The organism is Arthrobacter sp. Dra40 (assembly GCF_059091905.1).
The window spans coordinates 38,625-60,326 of the sequence record NZ_JBNHHB010000019.1 but is presented as its reverse complement, the minus strand read 5'-3'; the positions used below and the strand labels follow the sequence as shown (position 1 = coordinate 60,326).

At 61.6% G+C, this 21,702-nt stretch carries 16 protein-coding genes and 2 pseudogenes; 14 read left to right on the top strand and 4 right to left on the bottom strand.

Annotation, left to right across the window (positions count from 1 at the left end; all coding sequences use genetic code 11):
- The first annotated feature begins 439 nt into the window (after window positions 1–439).
- Complete coding sequence (locus tag AC5RWT_RS11395) at window positions 440–4,021, top strand: glycosyltransferase (RefSeq protein WP_494080320.1); 3,582 nt, start codon at window positions 440–442, stop codon at window positions 4,019–4,021.
- A gap of 44 nt (window positions 4,022–4,065) precedes the next feature.
- Here the strand turns inward: AC5RWT_RS11395 and AC5RWT_RS11390 are convergent.
- Window positions 4,066–4,648, bottom strand: a pseudogene (locus AC5RWT_RS11390) (transposase); the annotation flags it as partial.
- A gap of 147 nt (window positions 4,649–4,795) precedes the next feature.
- Between AC5RWT_RS11390 and AC5RWT_RS11385 the strand changes: the two are divergent.
- Entirely contained in the window at window positions 4,796–6,085 is a 1,290-nt protein-coding gene (locus tag AC5RWT_RS11385) for a transposase (RefSeq protein ID WP_494080319.1), read from the top strand.
- A 48-nt stretch (window positions 6,086–6,133) separates the two neighbouring features.
- Here the strand turns inward: AC5RWT_RS11385 and AC5RWT_RS11380 are convergent.
- Window positions 6,134–6,362: pseudogene (locus AC5RWT_RS11380) on the bottom strand (IS110 family transposase); the annotation flags it as partial.
- A gap of 384 nt (window positions 6,363–6,746) precedes the next feature.
- Entirely contained in the window at window positions 6,747–7,466 is a 720-nt protein-coding gene (locus tag AC5RWT_RS11375; protein ID WP_494080318.1) for an IclR family transcriptional regulator, read from the bottom strand.
- Window positions 7,467–7,615: 149 nt separating this feature from the next.
- Here AC5RWT_RS11375 and leuC point away from each other — a divergent pair, with 149 nt between their 5' ends.
- The 6 genes from leuC (at window position 7,616) to AC5RWT_RS11345 (ending at window position 14,210) form a co-directional block, all read left to right on the top strand.
- Window positions 7,616–9,082 (top strand): 3-isopropylmalate dehydratase large subunit, encoded by a 1,467-nt coding sequence (leuC, locus tag AC5RWT_RS11370; RefSeq protein WP_494080317.1) that lies wholly within the window; start codon window positions 7,616–7,618, stop codon window positions 9,080–9,082.
- A gap of 15 nt (window positions 9,083–9,097) precedes the next feature.
- Window positions 9,098–9,697: a 3-isopropylmalate dehydratase small subunit gene (gene leuD / locus AC5RWT_RS11365; RefSeq protein ID WP_494080316.1), complete on the top strand. Its 600-nt coding sequence runs from the start codon at window positions 9,098–9,100 to the stop codon at window positions 9,695–9,697.
- Window positions 9,698–9,922: 225 nt separating this feature from the next.
- On the top strand, window positions 9,923–11,239 hold the full coding sequence (murA, locus tag AC5RWT_RS11360; protein WP_494080315.1) for a UDP-N-acetylglucosamine 1-carboxyvinyltransferase: 1,317 nt from the start codon (window positions 9,923–9,925) through the stop codon (window positions 11,237–11,239).
- A gap of 6 nt (window positions 11,240–11,245) precedes the next feature.
- Window positions 11,246–12,031, top strand: a complete 786-nt coding sequence (locus AC5RWT_RS11355; protein WP_494080314.1) for a lysophospholipid acyltransferase family protein — start codon at window positions 11,246–11,248, stop codon at window positions 12,029–12,031.
- Window positions 12,028–13,062, top strand: a complete 1,035-nt coding sequence (locus AC5RWT_RS11350; protein WP_494080313.1) for an NAD(P)H-dependent glycerol-3-phosphate dehydrogenase — start codon at window positions 12,028–12,030, stop codon at window positions 13,060–13,062. Before AC5RWT_RS11355 ends, AC5RWT_RS11350 begins: the two co-directional genes overlap by 4 nt.
- Before the next feature lie 26 nt (window positions 13,063–13,088).
- Complete coding sequence (locus AC5RWT_RS11345; protein ID WP_494080330.1) at window positions 13,089–14,210, top strand: D-alanine--D-alanine ligase family protein; 1,122 nt, start codon at window positions 13,089–13,091, stop codon at window positions 14,208–14,210.
- A gap of 131 nt (window positions 14,211–14,341) precedes the next feature.
- Here AC5RWT_RS11345 and AC5RWT_RS11340 read toward each other — a convergent pair whose 3' ends face one another.
- Window positions 14,342–14,821 (bottom strand): DUF3515 domain-containing protein, encoded by a 480-nt coding sequence (locus tag AC5RWT_RS11340; protein ID WP_494080312.1) that lies wholly within the window; start codon window positions 14,819–14,821, stop codon window positions 14,342–14,344.
- 73 nt (window positions 14,822–14,894) lie between these two features.
- On the opposite strand from AC5RWT_RS11340, the gene AC5RWT_RS11335 reads away from it, so the two are divergent.
- The 6 genes from AC5RWT_RS11335 (at window position 14,895) to AC5RWT_RS11310 (ending at window position 21,544) form a co-directional block, all read left to right on the top strand.
- The gene (locus tag AC5RWT_RS11335; protein WP_494080311.1) at window positions 14,895–15,944 is read left to right on the top strand and encodes an LCP family protein; all 1,050 of its coding nucleotides are present in this window, start codon (window positions 14,895–14,897) and stop codon (window positions 15,942–15,944) included.
- A 271-nt stretch (window positions 15,945–16,215) separates the two neighbouring features.
- On the top strand, window positions 16,216–16,749 hold the full coding sequence (locus AC5RWT_RS11330; RefSeq protein WP_494080310.1) for an OCRE domain-containing protein: 534 nt from the start codon (window positions 16,216–16,218) through the stop codon (window positions 16,747–16,749).
- 83 nt (window positions 16,750–16,832) lie between these two features.
- A complete protein-coding gene (locus AC5RWT_RS11325) occupies window positions 16,833–18,020 on the top strand; it encodes a glycosyltransferase family 4 protein (protein WP_494080309.1) in 1,188 nt (395 codons plus the stop codon).
- The gene (locus AC5RWT_RS11320; protein WP_494080308.1) at window positions 18,017–19,756 is read left to right on the top strand and encodes a glycosyltransferase family 4 protein; all 1,740 of its coding nucleotides are present in this window, start codon (window positions 18,017–18,019) and stop codon (window positions 19,754–19,756) included. Before AC5RWT_RS11325 ends, AC5RWT_RS11320 begins: the two co-directional genes overlap by 4 nt.
- Window positions 19,753–20,658: an ABC transporter permease gene (locus AC5RWT_RS11315; RefSeq protein WP_494080307.1), complete on the top strand. Its 906-nt coding sequence runs from the start codon at window positions 19,753–19,755 to the stop codon at window positions 20,656–20,658. Before AC5RWT_RS11320 ends, AC5RWT_RS11315 begins: the two co-directional genes overlap by 4 nt.
- Window positions 20,659–20,785: 127 nt before the next feature.
- On the top strand, window positions 20,786–21,544 hold the full coding sequence (locus tag AC5RWT_RS11310) for an ABC transporter ATP-binding protein (RefSeq protein ID WP_494080306.1): 759 nt from the start codon (window positions 20,786–20,788) through the stop codon (window positions 21,542–21,544).
- The last annotated feature ends 158 nt before the right edge of the window (window positions 21,545–21,702 follow it).

Sequence of the window (21,702 nt, the reverse complement as noted above, 5' to 3'; positions counted from 1 at the left end):
GCCGCTGCTTCTCGGATGCCCGCTTCACCGCTAGTCAAGGGGTAACTGCAAAGCAGTACGAGAAGGCCGGCTGCAGCCGGCCTTCTCTGTGTGCAATCCCTTCCCCATGAAGAGCCCCGATCAAACTCCTGTTGTTTTGCTCGCAGCGCACCTTTCCCAAACTACTTTGCCAGATTTGTATCGGAGTCGAATCCAATTGAAGGCGCTTCTTAACGTCGTTCTCGATAGCCGTCCCACCAAAATCGTTCTCGCATTGTCAATTTGCTTACTTCTTGTGGCTTTCCTCCTTTATATCGGATCTGGGAGTATTCTCTGGGCCTCGTTCATGGCCGTCTGCCTCGCCGGGGCAGGTTGTGCTGGCCTCGCAGCGGGTTTGGCGTGGGCCTGTTACTCCTCGCTGCGCCGACAACTTCACATAATGCGCCGGCAACTTCAAATAATGAAGTCACATGCAGAGCAGAGTGAAAAGGCAGCAGGAGAAAGTGCTGGGGGTATGCGAAAGAGACTCGACGGGATTGATAAGGAGATTTTCCTACTTCAAGCTCGGGCCGATGAGATTGATCAAAAGTGGCCGGCTGCGCTCGAAAATCAGGAAAGCGTATTCGAACAGCGACTAAAAGCCGGTCGATTGGATAATTTGCGGGTGCTCCTTCCTGTTCTACCCCTTCTAGAGGATAGCTCAGGGATCTTGACGCGATCCGACCTTACTCTTGCTGCGGAAGTAAGTGGTGAGATTGACCCATTCGTTACATATTCGGTTTTTGATACGTATGACGCTTTAGATCTGCTGCCTTTCAAGGTTCGACGCAACCTGAGCAAATACTTTCGAGCGCGAGGATATTGGGAACGCAGCAACGCCCTTCTCGCGAGTATTGTGGCGGAGGGTGGCAACAAACGTGACCACTTGGCTTTGGAGCTACGGCAAGCCGAGCTCCGGGTGTTTCGGGGTGAGTACCTCGAACCTGAGCTTCCGGAGGCCAGGGGATTTGAACCGATTGCCGGCCATGTTGCCCACGTGGTTGGAAAAGCCCTTCCCCGTACTCAGTCGGGATATACACTTCGCACACACTACACAGCTTTGACGCAGAGGAACGAGGGTCTGCATGTTTCGGTTCTCGGACAACTCGGTGAGGGCGAGTTGGCAGAAGAAGAAACATTCTATCTGGAAGGCATTGCGTATTACGTTCCGCCGGGAGAATCACGGCTGAACACGCCGCTTGATGAATGGCTGAGGCTTAATATCGAGCAACTCGCAAGAACAGTTGCTCGCATACGTCCTAGTTTATTACATGCACATTCTGATTTTTTCAATGCGCTTTCTGCTGCTGCTGTGGGTAAACACTTTGGAATTCCCGTTGTCTATGAAAGCCGGGGCTTTTGGGAGGAATCTTGGCTCTCGCGGACTGCGCAACAGATGGGGATCACCAGCTGGCAAGCAATCCAGAAGAAGTGGGGGTTGCCAGACGCTTATGTGTTACGAGCGTTGCGCGAAAAGGAGGCGCGATCGACGGCAGACCTAAATGCAACTCTTGCGCGTGTAATGAAGAAGCGCCTCGTAGATTTAGGCGAGGAACCAGACAAGATCCATCTTGTCCCGAACGCAGTTGATACAACACGATTCCCCGTAGTTGAACAAAATACTGATCTCTTGCGACACCTCGGTATTGATTCGGATGAACTGGTTATTGGTTACATTTCTTCGGTCGTCGAATACGAAGGGATAGACGTCCTAATTCAGGCTTTCGCCAAGCTGCGAAGCGCAACCGAGGCGAAAGTCAGACTACTGCTTGTCGGGGATGGCCCGGTCCTCGAGGATCTTAAGAGGCTGAGCGCAGATCTTGGCATCGACGACGCGATATTTACAGGGAAGGTGCCCCATGAAGATGTCCTGGACTTTTACAGCCTGATTGATATCTTTGTTGTTCCGCGCAAGCCTGTTGACGTTTGCAAATTGGTGACGCCCTTGAAGCCTTTTGAGGCGTTCAGTACCGGGCGCTGCGTGGTTATGTCAGACGTGGACGCCTTGCTTGAAATTGCCAACGATAGCGGCGCCGCGGAAGTCTTTTCTGCTGGGAGCGCCGACTCTCTCTCTGAAGTACTAGATGAGTTAGTTGGAGATGAAGAACGGAGGCGAGAACTAGCGAGCAAGGGGTCGACATGGGTCAGGCGCGAGCGGACGTGGGGTAAGAACGGCATTGAGTACATGAAAATGTACGGGTCACTGGGGGTTTCGTCGTACTCCAATACGGGGGCTATCCAGGACGTCGAAGCGGTGGACCTGTCGGCGCTCACCACGTGGATTTCCAGTCAAGAGGACGCGGATTACTCGCGATGGTTCGATGCAGACATGGCCTCTACTGCAGAAGCAGTTGTCGGTACTGGATGGATACTGAGTGGTTTCCCTCCCGTACAGCTCGACCTGCCAATCGTTTGGGAAGAAGCTTGCACCAGTAACCGCAGCTGGGCATTCCATCTTCATGCCTGGGAATTCATGGACGCCCCGATCCGTGAGTATGTAAAGTCTGGCGATCGTGCCTTGTTCGAGTGGTGTCTGGCAAGGGGGCTCTCGTGGATCGAAACTTACGTCGAAAATAATGTTGGTTCCCCGGAGAGTATGGCCTGGTATGACATGTCGCTCGGATTGCGATCGCCTAGGCTCATGGCGCTGACCGCTCTGGCTGTCCGAGCAAGGCGACCCGAAGGCGAGGTGCGTCGTCTATTGAAAGCTGCTATGCGCCACGCCCACGAACATACACTCGATCGATCCTTCAATCCGCGGACAAACCATGGCTACTACGCCGCGATGGGGCAGACAGTGCTGGGGCAGGGGCTAGCGCCACTGCCCGGCATGACCCAGTTGAAGAACCAGGGCGAAGATCGTCTGGGGTATATGGTGTCGACTCAGTTTATGGATGACGGGGCACATAGTGAACATTCGCCCGACTACCACCGAATGGTTCTGGATTCCTTCAACCTCGGAATTGAGCAAGGTCTCATCGACGATCCCGCTGTGAAAGCACGTATCGAGAAGGCGGCGACCGCGCTCGGTTGGATGATCAAGCCTGATGGTTGTTTAGTTCAGTTTGGGGACAGCCCCGAACGCTCCATGACTAGTGGCAAAATGCCGTTGACTTCCGATCCGTTCACGAACTTCCTGTTGACAAGAGGTAAGGAAGGGAAGCCGAACCCGCGCACCATGGCAGTTTATCCAGACGGTGGTTATGCATTTGTTCGTGATCCACAGCCAAGAGCTACTGATGATCATGAGTCAAGCAGCTATTTGGCGTTCTCTGCTGCCTTCCATTCTCGGGCGCATAAGCATGCAGACGACCTCAACTTCATTTGGAGCGACAGGGGTCGGGAGATACTGGTTGATGCTGGCAGGTTTGGGTACGGCGACCTGTTGCCCCAGAACTCACCCCTACGGCTCGAAGGCTATTACTATGCCGCGCCTGAACGACAGTTTGTTGAATCAACCTTGGCGCACAATACCGTCGCCATGGACGGAGAGAACCATGACCGCCGTAGCAGACCCCCTTACGGGTCTGGCCTCAAGGAATGCTTCCAGTCGGGGCCGCTCTATGAACTGAATGCATCTGCTCCCCATATTGGGTGGGATCACTCACGTCGCATAACTATGGCACCCGCTGAGTGGCTGCTGGTGGAAGACTACGTTGCTGCCTCCGCAGGGGAACACGACTTCCGTGCCTGGTTCAATTTTGCAGGCGAACTTGAGATGACCGAGCACGAGGATGGTCTTGTTCAATTCAAATGTGACGACTGGCCTGAACCTTTGTGGGTGCAATCGCTCTCCGGTGCTCAGATTATCGCACCCGTCAGTAGCGCTAAGGATCCTATTCGGGGGTGGCGGTCCCGGCGGGACCGATCTCTCGAGCCGGCCTGGTCTCTAGGATTTGGGATCTACGGGCAAAGCTCCGGTGTGATTTCGACTTTGTTCAATTTCGGTCATGTCCCGCTGGACGTCGATCCCCGAGGTGTCGAGCTGGATCCTGGCCAGTAAGGGTCTTGGCGGTTCGGGGGGTGTCCCTATGTCCTTCTCAAAGGTCAGGCTGCCTTGAGCTGGGGTATTTCGTAGAGGGTCATGTCGCGGAGCATGGCGAAGCGGACGTTGCAACGTCTTCTGGCTAGGGCGATTAGGCTTGGTTGTGGCGTTTGCCTTCGGCGCGTTTCCGGTCGTGGTAGGCACGGGAAGTAGGGTCTTTCAATGCTGCAAAGGCCGAGAGGAACGGGGCGCGTTTGCGGATTTCGTTGCCCTTCTTCAACGGGGGGCCTCCGCGGATCGAGGTGGCCGATTGCCAGGTCACCGGAGCGAGTCCGGAGTCGGAGGCCAGATGTCCTGCGGAGGCGGAATCCTTGCCGACGATTTCGGTGATGATCCGTGCTTCCGTCCTGACTCCGACCGCCGGCGTGCACGTCAGGACGTGGTGAAGAGGATGGGCCTCTACGAGTTCTTCGACTCTGGCCAAAACCTGGGCGCGGAAGCGCGCAGCTGCACCAGTTGCGCGGCCAGTTGGGGCAGCACTACGCCGGCGGCGCCGGAGCGGGAGACCACGACGGGCTGCTCGCCGAGTGCGGTGGACACTTCTGCCGCCCAGCGTTTGCCGGCGCGCGGCGCGAAGTTGTGCAGTAGCCGCGGCCATGCGGGTCTGGGGACCTTTCGCGGGTCTTCACGGTTCGTGGGGAATTGACCGCGTGTCATAGATAGCAGAGGGGCCCGTGGCCCTGCTGGGATGAGTGTGTCTAACCATTCACCCTGAACAGGAACCACGAGCCTTTGAACGAGCCTACCCGGGTGGCAGTCGACGCTGCCACCGTGATCTTCAACCTGCCCGATTTCCGAGTCATCAACACAGAAATCCTGCCCCTCGGCCAGCGCCGGATCACGGTAGAAACCGACCAGCCGCCCGGCTGCCCGGACTGCGGGACCATCTCGGCCAGACGGAAGGCCAAGCGCCTGCAGCGGCTACGGGATATTCCCATCGCTGGCCCGGTGCAGCTGCTCTGCAACAAGTACCGGTGGTTTTGCGATGAGCCGGCCTGCGAACGCAAGTCGTTCAGCGAGACCACGGACCAGGTTCCGAAGTTCGCACGCTCCACCCGCCGGCTGAAGGAGTCACTGGTCTCCGCGGTCATTGATTCCTCCCGCGCGGTGTTCGCGGCAGCCCGCGCCTTCGAGGTCTCATGGTGGCTGGTTCAGGAAGCGATCAACGCAGCAGCGACGACCTTGCCGGATGTGAACAAGCTCAGGCCAAGGTACCTGGGCATCGACGAACACCGCTTCCGGTCCGTCCGCTACTTCCAAGACCCGAAATCAAAAACCTGGACCAGATACGAGCAGTGGATGACCACGATCGTGGACCTGGACACCGGACAGGTCCTGGGAGTGGTCGACGGCCGGGATCACCAGGGCGTCGGCGAGTGGCTGATGGCCCGCCCCCCTGGAGTGGAGACTCGGCGTGCAAGTGGTGGCCATCGACCCGTCGGCCGCGTTCCGCGAAGCGCTGCGGATGTGGCTGCCCCGCACGGCGGTCAGCGTCGACCACTTCCTTTTGGTGATGCTCGGGAACCACATGCTCACCGAGGTGCGGCAGCGACTGACCCAGGAAACGAAGGGCCGGCGTCGCCGGGCCAAGGATCCGGCCTGGGCCACCGCATGCTGTTGCTGAAGGCGGACGAGAAGCTCTCCGGCCGGGCCCGGAACCGGTTGCAGACCGTGTTCGACGTCGACGATCCCACCGGCAAGCTGCAGGCCGCGTGGGAAGTCAAAGAGCAACTGCGCCTCCTGCTACGGACCGGTTCCCTCGCCGATGCGACAGCGGCCAAGGACAAACTGCAGCAGTTGGTCGAGCGGGCCGGGCAGCCGGAAACCAGCCGACTCTGGCGCACCGTCTGTCGATGGTTGAAAGAGATCGAGGTCCTCATTGTCACCGGCGCCACAACAGCGAAGGGACGAATCGAACAATGTCAGCATAAAGCCAGGAAACGCGTCGGCCGCGGCTATCGCAACGCAGGAGATTACCGATCCCATATCCTATTGACCAGTGCGGCCCGGACGGCAGCATGAACACTCAGCTACAGCAGGCCGTTCCCCACGAACCGCGAAGACCCCCTTTCGCAGGGCGGCCGGGGTCGGGATTCTGACCAGCAGCTCGGCTATTGTGGGGAGGTCCGGATGCGGTCCGATGGCGCTTCCAACGCGGGGCGGATCTGGGTCAGCAGTTCGTGGATCCGGTTGGATGCCGCCGTTGCCTGCTGCGCCAAGTCGTCTCGGATCCGCAGAGCATCGAGAGTTCTGGGGCTTGTTCGTCCGCCAGGGCGATGGTGCGGATGGTGTATGCCATGTGGATGCAAACGCCCGGACGAACTGCGGTCCTTCGAAGAGCAGCACCGCCGAATCCGCGAGGATCCGGTCTTCGACAGGCATGGGGCAAACATGCCCGAGTGGTCCCAAGGCATTGCTTCGCCTTGTCCGTTCGCGACTTCGTCTTTTCGTCCGACTCTGGCAGACGGCGCCGCTTCTGGCGCTATGCCCGTCAGCTTGGCCTGGCCTGAAGCGGATCAGATCTGGCCCTATGCTTGGCTGCTAGCTGCGTCCGTAGGAGAATTGGGAGGGTGCAGTCCCGGCCCAATGCAGGTCGCCAAGAAGTTCGACAGTGAGGTTGTTCTTGCAGAACGGCTCGGCCCAATCACCGGAGTTATCCAATCGACAGACCGCATAACGGCTTCTAGTCGTTGGTCTTTCGCAGGGCCTCGGTGAGTTGTGCCGCAGCGTTGCACACTACCTCGGCATGCAGCCGGCCAGGTTGCCGGGTGAGCCGCTCGATCGGGCCGGAAATGGAAACGGCGGCGATGACGCGCCCCGATGGTCCGCGGACCGGAGCCGAGACCGACGCCACTCCCGGCTCGCGTTCGCCAAGGCTTTGGCCCCAGCCGCGGCGGCGCACCCCGGCGAGGACCGTCGGGGTGAAACGCGCGCCGTGCAGGCCTTCCAGCAGCCGTTCGTGGTCTTCCCACGCCAACAGGACCTGGGCGGCGGATCCGGCCTTCATGGAAAGCTGCGTCCCCACCGGGATGGTGTCTCGCAGGCCAATCGGCCGCTCCGCCGAAGCCACGCAGACACGTGCATCGCCCTGCCGGCGGAAGACCTGTGCGCTTTCGCCGGTGGCGTCGCGAAGGTTCATCAGGACCGGGCCCGCCGCCGCAATGAGACGGTCTTCCCCGGCAGCGGCGGCCAGCTCCACCAGCCGGCTGCCCAACACGAACCTGCCCTGCATGTCCCGGCTGACGATCCGGTGGTGCACCAAGGCCAAGGCAAGCCGATGAGCGGTCGGCCGGGCCAGGCCGGTGGCGGCCACTAACTGGGCCAGGGAGGTAGGGCCGGCCTCGAGGGTGTCGAGCACCATGGCCGCTTTGTCGATGACTCCGACACCACTAGGATTGTCCATAGAATGATACTTGCATCTCACTATTTGAGATGCAAGTCGTTTCACTGGCGGGATTCGAGCCCGTACTGGAAGAGTTGAATCACACACTTTATGCAGGTCTCCCGCTGGGAGGCACTACCTGCGCTGGTAATTGATGGAGGGATCTGGCCATGGCCGGTAACACTGCGGGCAGGACGCTCGCTGAAAAGGTCTGGGAGGCGCACGTGGTGCGCCGCGGCGACGGGGAAGGCGCAGCCCGCCAGCCCGACCTCCTCTTCATCGACCTACACCTGGTGCACGAAGTCACGTCCCCGCAGGCCTTCGAGGGCCTGCGGCTGGCCGGTCGCAAGCTGCGTCGACCCGATCTGACCATCGCCACCGAGGACCACAACACTCCCACGCTGGACATCGACAAGCCGATTGCCGACCTGACCAGCCGGACCCAGATCGAGACGCTGCGCGCCAATTGCCGGGAATTCGGCGTCCGCCTGCACTCGCTCGGGGATGCTGAGCAGGGGATCGTGCACGTAGTGGGTCCCCAGCTCGGGCTCACCCAGCCGGGCATGACAGTGGTGTGCGGGGACTCCCATACCTCCACCCACGGCGCATTCGGCGCCCTGGCCTTCGGCATCGGAACCTCCGAGGTCGAACACGTCATGGCGACCCAGACGCTTTCGCTGAAGCCGTTCAAGACGATGGCCATCAACGTCGAGGGAACGCTGCGTCCCGGGGTCACGGCCAAGGACATCATCCTGGCCGTCATCGCCAAGATCGGCACCGGCGGCGGGCAGGGCTATGTGCTGGAATATCGCGGCTCCGCCATCGGCGCGCTGAGCATGGAAGCCCGGATGACCATCTGCAACATGTCCATCGAAGCGGGCGCCCGGGCCGGCATGGTGGCGCCGGACCAGACTACCTTCGAATACCTCAAGGGCCGCCCGCACGCCCCGGAAGGCGCCGACTGGGATGCCGCCGTCGAGTATTGGCAGACGCTGCGCACCGAGGACGACGCCGAATTCGACGCCGAAGTCTTCCTGGACGCCAACACCCTGGAGCCTTTCGTCACCTGGGGCACCAACCCCGGGCAGGGTGTTTCCCTGTCCGAGGCGGTGCCGTCGCCTGACGACTTCACCGACGAGAACGCCAAGGCCGCGGCGGAACGTGCGCTGGCCTACATGGGACTCGAAGCCGGCACCCCGATGAAGGAGATCCCGGTGGACACCGTCTTCCTGGGCTCCTGCACCAACAGCCGGATCGAAGACCTGCGCATTGCCGCGGACATCATCCGCGGGCGGCAAAAGGCACCGAACGTTCGCATGATGGTGGTTCCCGGCTCGGCCCGCGTCAGGCTCGAGGCCGAAGCCGAAGGGCTGGACCAGGTCTTCAAGGCGTTCGGTGCCGAGTGGCGGTTCGCCGGTTGCTCCATGTGCCTGGGCATGAACCCGGACCAGCTGGCTCCGGGGGAGCGCTGCGCCTCCACCTCCAACCGCAACTTCGAAGGCCGGCAAGGCAAGGGGGGACGGACGCATCTGGTGTCGCCGGTCGTTGCTGCCGCCACTGCGGTGCGCGGCACGCTGAGTTCGCCCTCAGACCTGGACCCAGTCACCAACGACGCCGCCACGCGGTCTGCTGCCTAAGGAGCCTGAAGCACCATGGAGAAGTTCACCACCCATACCGGCATCGGCGTTCCCCTGCGGCAGTCCAACGTGGACACCGACCAGATCATCCCGGCGGTATACCTCAAGCGAATCACCCGGACCGGCTTCGAAGATGCCCTGTTCGCCGGCTGGCGCAAGAACGAGGATTTCATCCTCAACCAAGAGCCGTTCAACCGCGGTTCCGTCTTGGTGGCCGGCCCCGACTTCGGCACCGGTTCCTCGCGCGAACACGCTGTCTGGGCCCTGAAGGACTACGGGTTCCGCGTAGTGCTCTCGTCCCGGTTTGCCGATATCTTCCGCGGGAACTCCGGCAAGCAGGGCCTGCTGGCGGCCGAGGTGGCCCAGGATGACATCGAGCTGATCTGGAAGGAACTCGAGAACCACCCGGGCACCGAAATAACCGTTGACCTGGCTGCGAAGACGGTCATCTGCGGAACCATCACCGCTCCGTTCGAGATCGACGACTACACCCGGTGGCGGTTGCTCGAAGGCCTGGACGACATCGGTCTGACTCTCCACCATGAGGCGGAAATCACCTCCTACGAGGCCACCCGGCCATCGTGGAAGCCGAAAACGCTTCCCGCCAAAGTCTGACCTCGGGCGTCCTGCCCCGAATCGGCGCCCCTGAGGGAACTTGAACAGTTCCCTCAGGGGCGCCGATTTGCGTGAACGCCCCGCCGTATGTAAGTCCGCAGCCGGCGCGCAGCAAAGCGGGGGACGCGCGGTCCGTTTATTTCGGAATGGTCACGGATTGCCAATATGCTTAGCTGAGCCCTAGGCCCAATTCGGCGTTAAACTAGTTTGAGGAATCAGGTATTCATGGCAAGTGTTTTGACCATTCGTGGTGGCGTACCCCTGGCGGGAAAGGTCCCCGTCCGTGGCGCCAAGAACCTGGTTCCCAAAGCGATGGTCGCCTCCTTGCTCGCCAGCGATGCCTCGGTCCTCCGGAATGTGCCCGAGATCAGGGACGTGGAGATCGTCACCAGCCTGCTGCGCCTGCACGGCGTGGAGGTTTCCAAGGACCGGGTGACCGGTGACCTGACGCTGGACCCCACGCACGTCAAGACGGCCCAGATGAAGGACATCGACGCACACGCCGGCGATTCCCGCATACCGATCCTCTTCTGCGGGCCCCTGATCCACGCCATCGGCGAAGCTTTTATCCCCGACCTGGGCGGCTGCCGCATCGGCGACCGTCCCATCGACTACCACCTCGACGTGCTGCGCCAGTTCGGTGCCATTGTTGACAAGCGTCCCGGTGGCATCTCCATCTCGGCACCCAGAGGATTGAGGGGCGCCAAGCTGACGCTGCCGTATCCCAGCGTCGGCGCCACCGAACAGGTTCTCCTGACGGCAACCCGAGCCGAGGGGATCACCGAGCTCAGCGGGGCTGCCATCGAACCGGAGATCATGGATCTGATCGCCGTGCTGCAGAAGATGGGCGCCATCATCTCCGTCCAGACGGACCGCGTCATCCGCATTGAGGGTGTGCCGGAACTGGTTGGTTTCAACCACCGAGCCCTGCCCGACCGCAACGAGGCGGCCTCCTGGGCATCGGCGGCGCTGGTCACGCAGGGGGACATCTACGTTGAGGGCGCCAACCAGGGCGATCTCACCGCATTCCTGAACACCTACCGCAAGATCGGTGGGGCCTTCGATATCGACGACGACGGCATCCGGTTCTACCACCCTGGCGGCAGCCTCTCGCCGCTGGTGCTGGAGACCGACGTCCACCCCGGCTTCATGACGGACTGGCAGCAGCCCTTGGTCGTTGCCCTGACCCAGGCAGAAGGCGTCTCGATTGTGCACGAGACGGTCTACGAGAACCGGTTCGGCTTTACCGAAGCACTGATCCGGATGGGCGCGAACATCCAGGTGCACCGTGAATGCCTCGGCAGCATTCCGTGCCGTTTCGGCCAGCGGAATTTCCTGCATTCTGCCGTCATCTCTGGACCCACTCAGCTCTCCGGCGCGGAGATCGACATTCCCGACCTCCGCGGCGGGTTCAGCCACTTGATCGCCGCACTGGCGGCCACCGGAACCTCCCGGGTCACCGGCATCGACATCATCAATCGCGGCTACGAGCACTTCCAGTCAAAACTGGAGGGCCTCGGCGCGGACTTCGACGTCGAGTAGGCAGCCATGGGAGCAGCGACCAAAGAGCGGGTGGTCATCGGTGTCCTGGCCGGCGTGGTCCGGCCGGTCTTGAATCTGGTCTTGCGGCGCAACTGGGCAGGAACCGAAAATTTCCCCAGCAACCAGGGAATTATCGTCTGCCCGAACCACAACACGGAGATTGATCCGCTGGTAGTGGGCCACTTTGTCTACAACCAGGGCATCCTCCCGCATTTTCTGGCCAAGGCCTCGCTGTTCAAGATCCCGGTCGTGGGGCAGTTGTTGTCGGGGGCCCGGCAGATTCCGGTCGAACGGAGCAGCTCGGGTGCCAACCGCTCCCTGGCAATCTCCCGTGACGTGCTGGATGAAGGCGGCGCGGTCATCATCTATCCGGAAGGCACGCTGACGCGTGATCCGAATCTGTGGCCCATGCGCGGTCACACGGGGGCCGCCCGGCTCGCCTTGCAGACCGGAGCGCCGGTCATCCCGGTGGCCCATTGGGGAGCCAACGACTTGCTGCCCCGTTATGCCAAGAAACCGAGCCTTTTCCCGCGCAAGACGGCTCATGTCGTGGCCGGCGCCCCGGTCGACCTGTCGGAGTTCGGCGGCATGCCGATCACCAAGACCGTGCTCGACGCCGCAACGAATAGGATTATGGACAGCATTACTGCGCTGCTGGCCGAGGTGCGCGGCGAAGAACCCCCCGCTGTGCGGTGGGATCCTTCTGCCCACGGGCAGAAAACGACCGGCCGGGACTTCGGCGCCGGACCAGCGGTGCACACGGAAGAATTACCGCCAGAGGAGAAGTTGTGACCGAACGCCCCGATCTGCCTGCAACCATTGCAGTGCTCGGAGCAGGAAGCTGGGGCACTACCTTCGCCAAGGTAGTAGCTGACGCACACCCCGAGGTCGAAGTTCGGCTGTGGGCGCGGCGCCCCGAGGTGGCGGAGGAAATCAATACCCAACACCGGAACGCAAAGTACCTCAAGGACATCGTCCTGCCCGGCAACGTTGTTGCTTCCGCAGAGGTGGCCGACGTCGTCGTGGACGCACCGCTGGTAGTGCTGGCCGTGCCGGCCCAGACCCTCCGGCCGCAGCTGGCTTCCTGGAAACCGTTGCTGGATCCGGAGGCAGTGGTGGTTTCGCTCATGAAGGGGTTGGAGCGCGGCAGTGATGCACGCATGAGCGAAGTGATCAAGGAAGAGCTGGGGCTGTCCGACGACCGCGTGGCAGTCATTTCCGGCCCCAACCTGGCCATGGAGATCGCGCGCAAGGAACCAACCGCCTCCGTGGTGGCCTGCACCGATGAAGACGTGGCGCAGTGGATCGCCCGGCTCTGCACCGCGGGTTATTTCCGCCCGTATACCAATCCGGACGTCACGGGCGTGGAGATCGGCGGAATCGTCAAAAACGTTATTGCCTTGTGCGTGGGGATCTGCGACGGCAAGGGCATGGGTGACAACACCAAAGCCACGGTCATCACACGCGGACTGGCGGAGACCACCCGGCTCACCCTCGCCTTGGGCGGGGACGTGCAGACCATGGCCGGGCTGGCCGGGCTGGGCGACCTCGTCGCCACCTGCTCGTCGCCGCTGTCCCGCAACCATACCGCCGGCCGCTTGCTGGGCGAGGGGCTGACGCTTGATGAAGTGTCCGTACAGATGACGCAGACTGCCGAAGGCATCAAGTCCGGCCGTGCGGTGTTGGATCTGGCCACTAAGCTCGGTGTCGACATGCCGATTACCGAGGCCGTGGTGGCCGTCCTCGAGGGGGAGATCGCCGTCGAGGAACTGGCCCCACGGTTATTGGCCCGTGAACTTAAGGCCGAAGGTGAGCTGCAGTGAACCACGAATCCAGCCCGGCCGCGCCGGTGCCAACATCCGGCCGCAAGCCCCGCGTCGCGGTACTTTTCGGCGGACGCTCCAGCGAGCATTCGGTCAGCTGCGTCACCGCCGCCGGCGTCCTAGGTGCCATCGACAAGGACAAGTACGACGTCGTTCCCATCGGTATCGCGCGCAACGGCCAGTGGGTGCAGGTCGCCGATGATCCGGCCCAATGGTCGCTGGCCTCGGGATCCATGCCGGAGATTACCGCGTCCGCGGACCCGGTCATGTTGGCCAGCCGCGACACCGCTCCGGAGTTGGTGGTAGCACCGGCTGCACAGGTTCCGCAAAGCCTCGGCAACGTGGACGTGGTGCTGCCGCTGCTGCACGGGCCGTTCGGTGAAGATGGCACTCTGCAGGGGCTGCTGGAGATGGCCGACGTGCGCTACGTCGGCGCCGGCGTGCTGGCTTCGGCGGTAGGCATGGACAAGCACTTCATGAAGGTGGTCTTCGAATCGGCCGGCCTCACCGTGGGTCCCTACGTGGTCATCACCGACCGCCAGTGGCAGCAGGACGCCGACGCTGCGCTCCAGCGGGCGGCCTCGCTTCAGTTCCCGGTCTTCGTCAAGCCCGCCCGCGCGGGATCCTCGATGGGGATTACCCGCGTGACCGAGCCATCCGGGTTGCGGTCCGCGATCGAAGCAGCGCGCGAACACGATCCCAAGGTGGTAGTGGAGGCCGGCATCAACGGTCGGGAGATCGAAGTCGCCGTTCTCCAGGGCCGTGGCACCGAACCGACCCGCGCCAGCCTGCCGGGCGAGATTGCGGTACAGCCCGGGGAGCACCAGTTCTACGACTTCGAGGCGAAATACATCGATGGTGCGGCAGCAGCGCTGAGCTGTCCGGCAGATCTGCCGGCGGACGCCACTGAAAAGGTCCGCGAGCTTGCAGCCCTGGCCTTTGACGCACTCGGGGGAGAAGGGCTCTCGCGCGTGGACTTCTTTTACACGCCCGACGGCGAACTGATCATTAACGAGATCAACACCATGCCCGGCTTCACGCCCATCAGTATGTACCCGCAGATGTGGGCCAAGTCCGGACTGCCTTACACCGAACTGATCGACGAACTGTTGTACCTGGCGCTCAACCGCAAGACTGGACTCCGTTAAGCCATAAGCCGGTGGTCGACCAAAAGTGCTTCATTCACTGGTGGTCGACCAAAGGCGCTTCATTCACCGGCGGTCGACCAAAGGCGCTTGCGCCTGCGTGGAGACCCGCCTGCGTGGAGACCCGAGCAGACCTACAACGTGTCCGAGATGCTCAGGCACTTGCGTTTCTGCGGAATCTCCGAGGCTGCCGCGGACAGATCCATCAGTACGGAACTCTCCGCCACGTCGTCGGGCTTGAAAATCAGTTCGGTGGCCGGCGTGCGCCCGTACGTCGTCGCCGTCCAGTAGCCGTTCTCACCCTCGCGCAGCACCCAATCCACGTCATTGACGGAGACACACTGATCGGTTGTCGGACCGGGCACCTGAACTCCGCAGCGCAGGATCACTTGGGACGGGTCCCCCCAAGCGGCGGTGGCTTGGCTGCTGGTCTCGCGGCGGGGGAAGTCGGCCACGTATTGGGGCAGGATCACCATCATCGGGGCGCAGCCTGGGTTGGCGGCATCCGGTGCCGCGTCAACGGTGACGACCGGTGAACATGCTGAGATCAGCGGAATGGCTGCTAGTCCTAACAGACCAACAAAAGCACGGCGTGGCGAAATCAGGCGAAGCATATGTTCCAGTTTACGGTTGACGCAGGCAATGAGGCTAAAATAAACAGGTTGCCTAAGCTGGAAGGTCGATACGTTGACTGATAATTCACACTTCCCGGAGTACGACTCCGGTCGCCGAGTGCGCCAACGCAGGAAGAAGAACCGTCCGGTATTGGTGACGATGCTTTCTCTGTTGGGGCTGGTACTTGTCGCGGCGATCGTCGCCGGCGCGTACGTCATGAACCTGGCGAACACCTTCAACTCAAAGTCGCAGACAATCGAAAATGCCTTTCCCGCGCCTGAAAAGCGTCCGGAGAAAAACGACGACGGGTCGATGAACATCCTGCTGATGGGATCCGACAGCCGGAATGACAGCGGCGAGAATCTTGTGGAAAGCTCGGACGGCAGTCGGTCGGACACCATGATGCTGATGCATATGCCCGCCAACAGGGAATCGGTTTATGTCATGTCGATCATGCGAGACACATGGACTGAGATCCCTGGTTACGGCGAGCACAAGATTAATGCAGCGGCCGCGTTTGGGGGAGTGCCTTTGACCGTGGAAACGGTTGAAGGACTCTTCGACACCCGGGTGGACCACGTGGCAATCATCGACTTCGCCGGATTTAAAGCTTTGACCGACGCCTTGGACGGCGTCGAGATTAACAACCCGATCGCCTTCCAGTCCAGTGGCTCGATGGGTGAAGCCTTCCCGCAAGGCGCGCAGACACTCAATGGCGAATCTGCGCTCAAGTTTGTGCGCGAACGCAAAGCCTTCAGTGACGGCGATTACCAGCGAGTGAAGAACCAGCAGCTTTTCGTCAAGGCCATCATGTCCCGCTTCCTGACGGCCGAAACCTTGACCAATCCGGGGCGTATTGCCGATGTGGTGAGCGACTTCTCGCCGTACATCAGCGTCGACTCAGAGTTTGATGCGGGAGCCGCCGGGTCGCTCGGCGTCAGCCTCCGAAACATCCGAACCCCGGACGTGCACATGTTCACGCTGCCGACGAACGGTACCGGAACCTCTGCGGATGGACAATCGATCGTGGTCAAGGACGAAGCCGCTATTGCCGAGATTGCGGAAGCACTGAAGTCAGACAGAATGGACGATTACTGGGCGACATCCGAAGCAGCCGGTTAGGATCCGCGTGAAACTGGCGAGGACATCCGCTGCAGCGTCGCTTGCTGCGCTCGTACTGTCGGGGGGCGCCATGTCGGCTGCTGCCGCGTCGGATCTCGCCGCGAAGCCGCCAACCGTTCAAAACGAACCGGTGACGAATGAGCCATTGATGCCGGAGACTCCGGTGCCAGTGATGACCGGAGTCCCGTCGGCTCCGCCCAGTCCAGAGCCCACCGTGGACCCAGAGCCAGCACCAGAACCGGCTCCCCAAGACCCGAAGCCCGTTGACCCGGTGCCGGCCGAACAAGATCCTGCCCCAGTCCAGGAGACAGATCCCGGACCCGCGATCGATCCGGTCACGGGATACTACCTCGATCCGGTCTACGGTCTGCCCATCCACCCCTCCACCGGATACTTGATGCACCCGGCCACCGGGCTGTTGTACGTGCCAAACACGGATTACCTCATGGATCCTGTCACGGGGGAATACTTTGACCGGTACACTCTTCTGCCGGTGGAAGGGACGAAGAACCCCGAACCGAAACCAGAGAAATCTGAGCATCGCAAAAAAGACAAGGTCTCTGAATCCACGGCAAGCCCGGAGCCGACGTCGGAACCCACTCCAACTGCAACGGCGGACGCAGCGGCGCGTGAGGGCGGCCCGCCGGTGGCCGGGCAGGAGGAAAGAGCCTCTAGCGGAGGTTCATCCCCCTTAATGCGCGCCGGTGTGGCGGCGGGTTTGATCGCCATCGGCCTTATCTACTACATCCGGTTGCGTAGCGGCCGTAAACCAACATCGCAACACGGCGCGCGTCCGGGCGCGTAGTCCTGTCACTGCACACCCAGTCTCAATTTTAGGGGGAGCTCTTCGTGCGGATCATGCTCTTGACCCATTCATACACACCGGAAGTGAGCCCGCCGCAACGTCGTTGGTCCCAGTTCATTACCCATTTCCGCCAGCGCGGCTGGGACGTCGATGTTATTGCGCCGATCGCCCACCTGCCCGAAGGCCGCAGGACTTTCCCGAAGGATCAAGCGGGCCGGGCCTTCCGCCGCCATACCGGTGCCCACGGCGAACGGATCCGCAGGGTGCCCTTCCTACCGCACCGGGCCACCCGGCTAGGCAGGCTCGCTAATCACGCGTTTTCGGCGGCCTGCTCCATACCCGCTGCCATGATGGGGCGCCGGCCCGATCTGCTCATTGTGACGGTGCCGAGCCTGCCCATCCTCGGCGCCGGGTTCGTGATTGCGAAACTGCTCAAGGTCCCGCTGGTCGTGGACATGCGCGACGCCTGGCCGGACCTTGCGCGTGACGCCCGGCTGGTCCAAGGCGGGGCCAAGAGCCTCGTCGAAAAGGCAATCATTGCCGTCCAAGACCGTGCGGATCTCGTTGTCACCGTGACCTACGGCTTCGCCGAAACCCTGCGCGAGCGCGGTCTCAAGAACGTGGCCACGGTCACCAACGGCGTGGATCTGGAGTTCATTGAGGAACTGCCACCACGGCCCACAGACCCGTCCCGCCTGGAAGTGGTTTATCTTGGCAATCACGGGGAGAGCCAGAGACTGGAAGTCGTGGTTAGAGCTGCGGCCTTGGTGGGAGACAAGGTGCAACTCACCATGGTGGGCCACGGCGTCGAGCGTAAGCACCTGATCCAGTTGGCAACCGAACTGGACGCCCCGGTCGAGTTCCATCCACCCGCCAACCGGACCGCAGTGATGGAGTACTACCGCCGGGCGGATACCTGCGTAATATCTCTCCGCGATGACTGGAAGTCTTTTGACACCACCATCCCCTCCAAAACCTTTGAAGTGTTGGCTCTTGGCCGTCACGTGACCGGTATTGTGCGCGGCGAGGCCAAGAAGATCCTCGAGGACTCGGGCACCGGCGACGTTGTCCCGGCGCAGCCGGAGGCCGTGGCGCAGCTGTGGCGGGACCTGTTCGATGACCGGTCTCGCCTGGTGACCGGCGGCACCGGACGGGAATGGTTGCGCAATAACGCCAACGTTCCCACGCTGGCGGCCGCCTATATGGAACTGCTCGAAAGCGTAGCCGCGCCAACTGCGGCTACAACAACCGCGACGCTGGCCGCCCAATGACCGTTCGGCAGCTGCTGGGCAATGTCCGCTTGGCTGCGGCCACCGTCCGCCAGCACCTGGGCGACGATCCGATCGTCCTCGCGCTTCAGGTTTCCCGGCGGCTGCCGGCCCGGCTGGTGCAGCCGCTGGCCCGACGGGTCGCCCGGACGCATGGCAGGGGCGTGCTTCCACCGCTGGGCGCGTATATCACCGGTGACCTTGACTCCGCCCGCAAACGGCTTCAGTCGGCTGCCGAGGCCGGGGCTGCCGGCAGTCGGGCACGGCGACTGGCGGACGTGGCCACTGCGGCCGGCATGACCGAGGAAGCGGACATGCTTCTGCTGAATGTGCCTTCCGGTATCGCCGGTCGCAGCGGTACCGTGGCCAGGCGCCGCTGGTACGACGGCGATATGACCGGGGCCGTGGCGGCGCTGGGCGGTGGCGCGCGCAGGGAACAGCGCCAGCAGCACCAATTGGCCAGCGAGCTGAAAGTCTTCACCGGTTGGACACCCCAGCTGGCACCGGTGGACGGTTACGTACCGGAAGCCCGGACGGTGCTGCATCTGCTGACCAATTCCCTGCCGCATACGGGGAGCGGTTATGCCCAACGCTCGCATTCTCTCCTGAAAGCCCAGCGCGACCTCGGCTGGAGGGTCCATGCCGTTACCCGGACGGGCTATCCAGTGCAGGTGGGGCGTCTGTTCGCGCAGGAGAAGGACGTGCTCGATGGCGTGGTGTACCACCGGGATCTGCCCGCCACTTTGGCGCTTGGTTTCGACGAACGCCTCCAACAGCAGGCGGAGCGACTACTGGAACTCGCCCTGGACATCCGGCCGGCCGTTCTGCACACAACCACCCACTTTGTGAACGGCCTGGTGGCTGCAGCAGTCGCGGGCGCGTTGGGAATCCCCTGGGTATATGAGGTCCGTGGCCAGCTGGCAGATACGTGGGCATCTACTCGGGGGCCAGGAGCACGGGCCAGCCAGCGTTACACCCTGTTCCGGGAGCGCGAAACAGCCGTCATGCACCAGGCAGACGCAGTGGCCACACTCGGGTCAACGATGAAAAGGGATATCCTAAGCCGGGGGCTAAGCTCCGAAAGGGTGATGCTTCTGCCCAACGCCGTCGGAGATAGCTTCCTCACGGAGCCGAACGTGCCGAGGGAAGCCCGACGTCGACTGGGTCTGCCTCAGGACGGGACGTTCATCGGGACCGTCAGCAGTCTGGTTGATTATGAAGGCCTCGATGATCTGCTCAAGGCCTTCGCCCTGCTGGCCGGTGAATATCCAGACCTCAAGTGCCTGATTGTGGGGGATGGCGTAGCGGCACCTAGGCTGAAAGGCCTCGCTGCGGAACTGGGCGTCGCGGCGCGAGTGCTCTTCCCGGGACGGGTGCCACGGAGCGAAGCACACCTGTACCACCAAGCATTGGATGTTTTTGTTGTGCCACGAAAGGACCTTGAGGTGACACGTAGCGTCACTCCGCTCAAGCCGGTAGAGGCGATGGCCTCTGCTCGGCCCGTCGCTGCCAGCGATCTGCCCGCCCTGCGCGAGATTATCTTGGCCGACCGCACGGGATCACTGTTCAAGGCCGGCGACCCAGCGGACCAAGCTGCTGTTGTCGGGACATTAGTGGCGGATGCCGGACTGCGCACGGAGATGGGAAAAAAAGCTCGGGCATCCGTGTTGGAAGAACGTACTTGGGCAGCCGATGCGGCGGCTCTCGATCAGCTGTATACCGACCTAGGTGATCGATGACCGTGACTGAAACTAGACCACAGACAATCCATCCCGCACCAAACCAGGCGACGGTCACAGTTCCGGTCAGTCTGAAAAAACTGCACCGGATCGGCGCGCGCCCTGACTTCACCGACTACCTAGTCCAGCTCTGGGACCGGCGGCAGTTCATCCTCTTCGACGCACAAGCCCGCGTGCAGTCCGCCAACGACAAGGACAAGCTGGGCAGCCTGTGGCTGATCCTCACTCCGCTGTTCAACGGACTGACGTATTATTTCATCTTCGGCATGCTGCTGGGCACAGGTCGGGGTATCGACAATTTCGTCGGTTACCTTGTGATCGGCATTTTCACCTTCCAAGTCTCCGCCGGCGCAGTTCTGCAAGGTGCCCGCAGCCTGGTATCCAATGAATCGGTAATCAAGGCCTTCACATTCCCCCGCGCTGCTTTGCCAATCGCGGTGAACCTGCGGGAGTTGCTTTCGTCAATTCCGTCCACCATCGTCATGCTGCTTATCGTGCTGATGGCTGCTCCAGTAGAGGAGATCACTTGGCGATGGCTCTTGGTCATTCCCGCCGTTCTCCTGCAGCATCTATTCAACCTCGGCATCGGCATGCTTCTAGCCCCGTTCCTCTACAAAGTCCATGACATCGGAAACCTACTCTCCTTCGTAATGCGCTTGTGGATGTACGGCTCAGCGATTTTCTACAGTCTGGACCGATTCAAGGACTACCCTGCTTTGGTTACGGTCCTTGAAGCTAACCCCTTGTACATCGTCATCGACATCATCCGAGATTCCGTCCTTTATGCCAGCACACCAAGCTGGCAAAGCTGGGCAGCGTTGACCGCTTGGGCCTTGGGCCTACTGTCGATCGGATTCTTCGTTTTCTGGCGTCAGGAGGAATCATATGGCCGTGTCCGCTAGCGGTGTCCGTTGGGACGCCGAGCCATCCGTCGTGGTCGACCAAGTGGACGTTCACTACCGCACGAAACGGGACGCATCACCGAACGGTCCCTCGGGCCTTGGACTCTTAGGTGGTATCCGACGCCGAATGAATCCGTCCGGAAGCGCGGTGAAACATGCCTTGCACCAGGTCAGTTTCGTTGGCTACAAGGGCGATTCCATCGGGATCGTGGGTCGCAACGGATCTGGAAAGAGCACTCTAATGCGCGTTCTGGCGGGCCTGACACTGCCGACCGGCGGCGCGGTATATGCCCAGAGTCAGCCAGTACTGCTCGGTGTGAACGCAGCCCTGATCGCTTCTCTCTCCGGCGCGCAGAATATTCGCCTTGGTTGCCTAGCGATGGGCATGCGTGACGACGAAGTGGATAGCAAGTTTGCGAGCATCGTCGAAATGTCCGGACTCGAGGACGAGATTAACCATCCGATGAACACGTATTCCTCGGGCATGGGGGCGAGGCTTCGTTTTGCCATCGCCTGCGCAGTGGACCCGGAGATCCTGCTTATAGACGAAGCGCTGAATACCGGCGACGCTCAGTTCAAGCAGCGTTCCAAGCAGCGCATGGACGTTATCCGCGAGCAGGCTGGGACCGTTTTCCTCGTCAGTCACAGCCTCGGGACCATCAAAGACAACTGCAATCGATGCATTTGGCTGGACAAAGGAGACTTTGTGATGGACGGTACACCTGAGGACGTGACCAAGGAATATCACAACTTTGTCTGGCGCATGACCGAGGGCAACAAGGACTACGGCATGCGGATTCGAAATGAAATCATGTCCAGCCGCCCCCATCTGCAGATGGAGCTGCTTGAGAGCGGTTGGCGGAGCGCCAAGGCCGGCAGCAAGTGACGGCCTTCTCTAGCGCAGCATCCGTGAGGCGTGCGCTCTGGCATGTGCGCCACGGCGGAGTGGCGGCACTGCGGGAGCACCTACTGCGCCAAGACCCTGTTGCGGCTGGTCCTCGGATATTGCCCGTTTTATCACGGGTTGTGCTCGACCCAATCCGC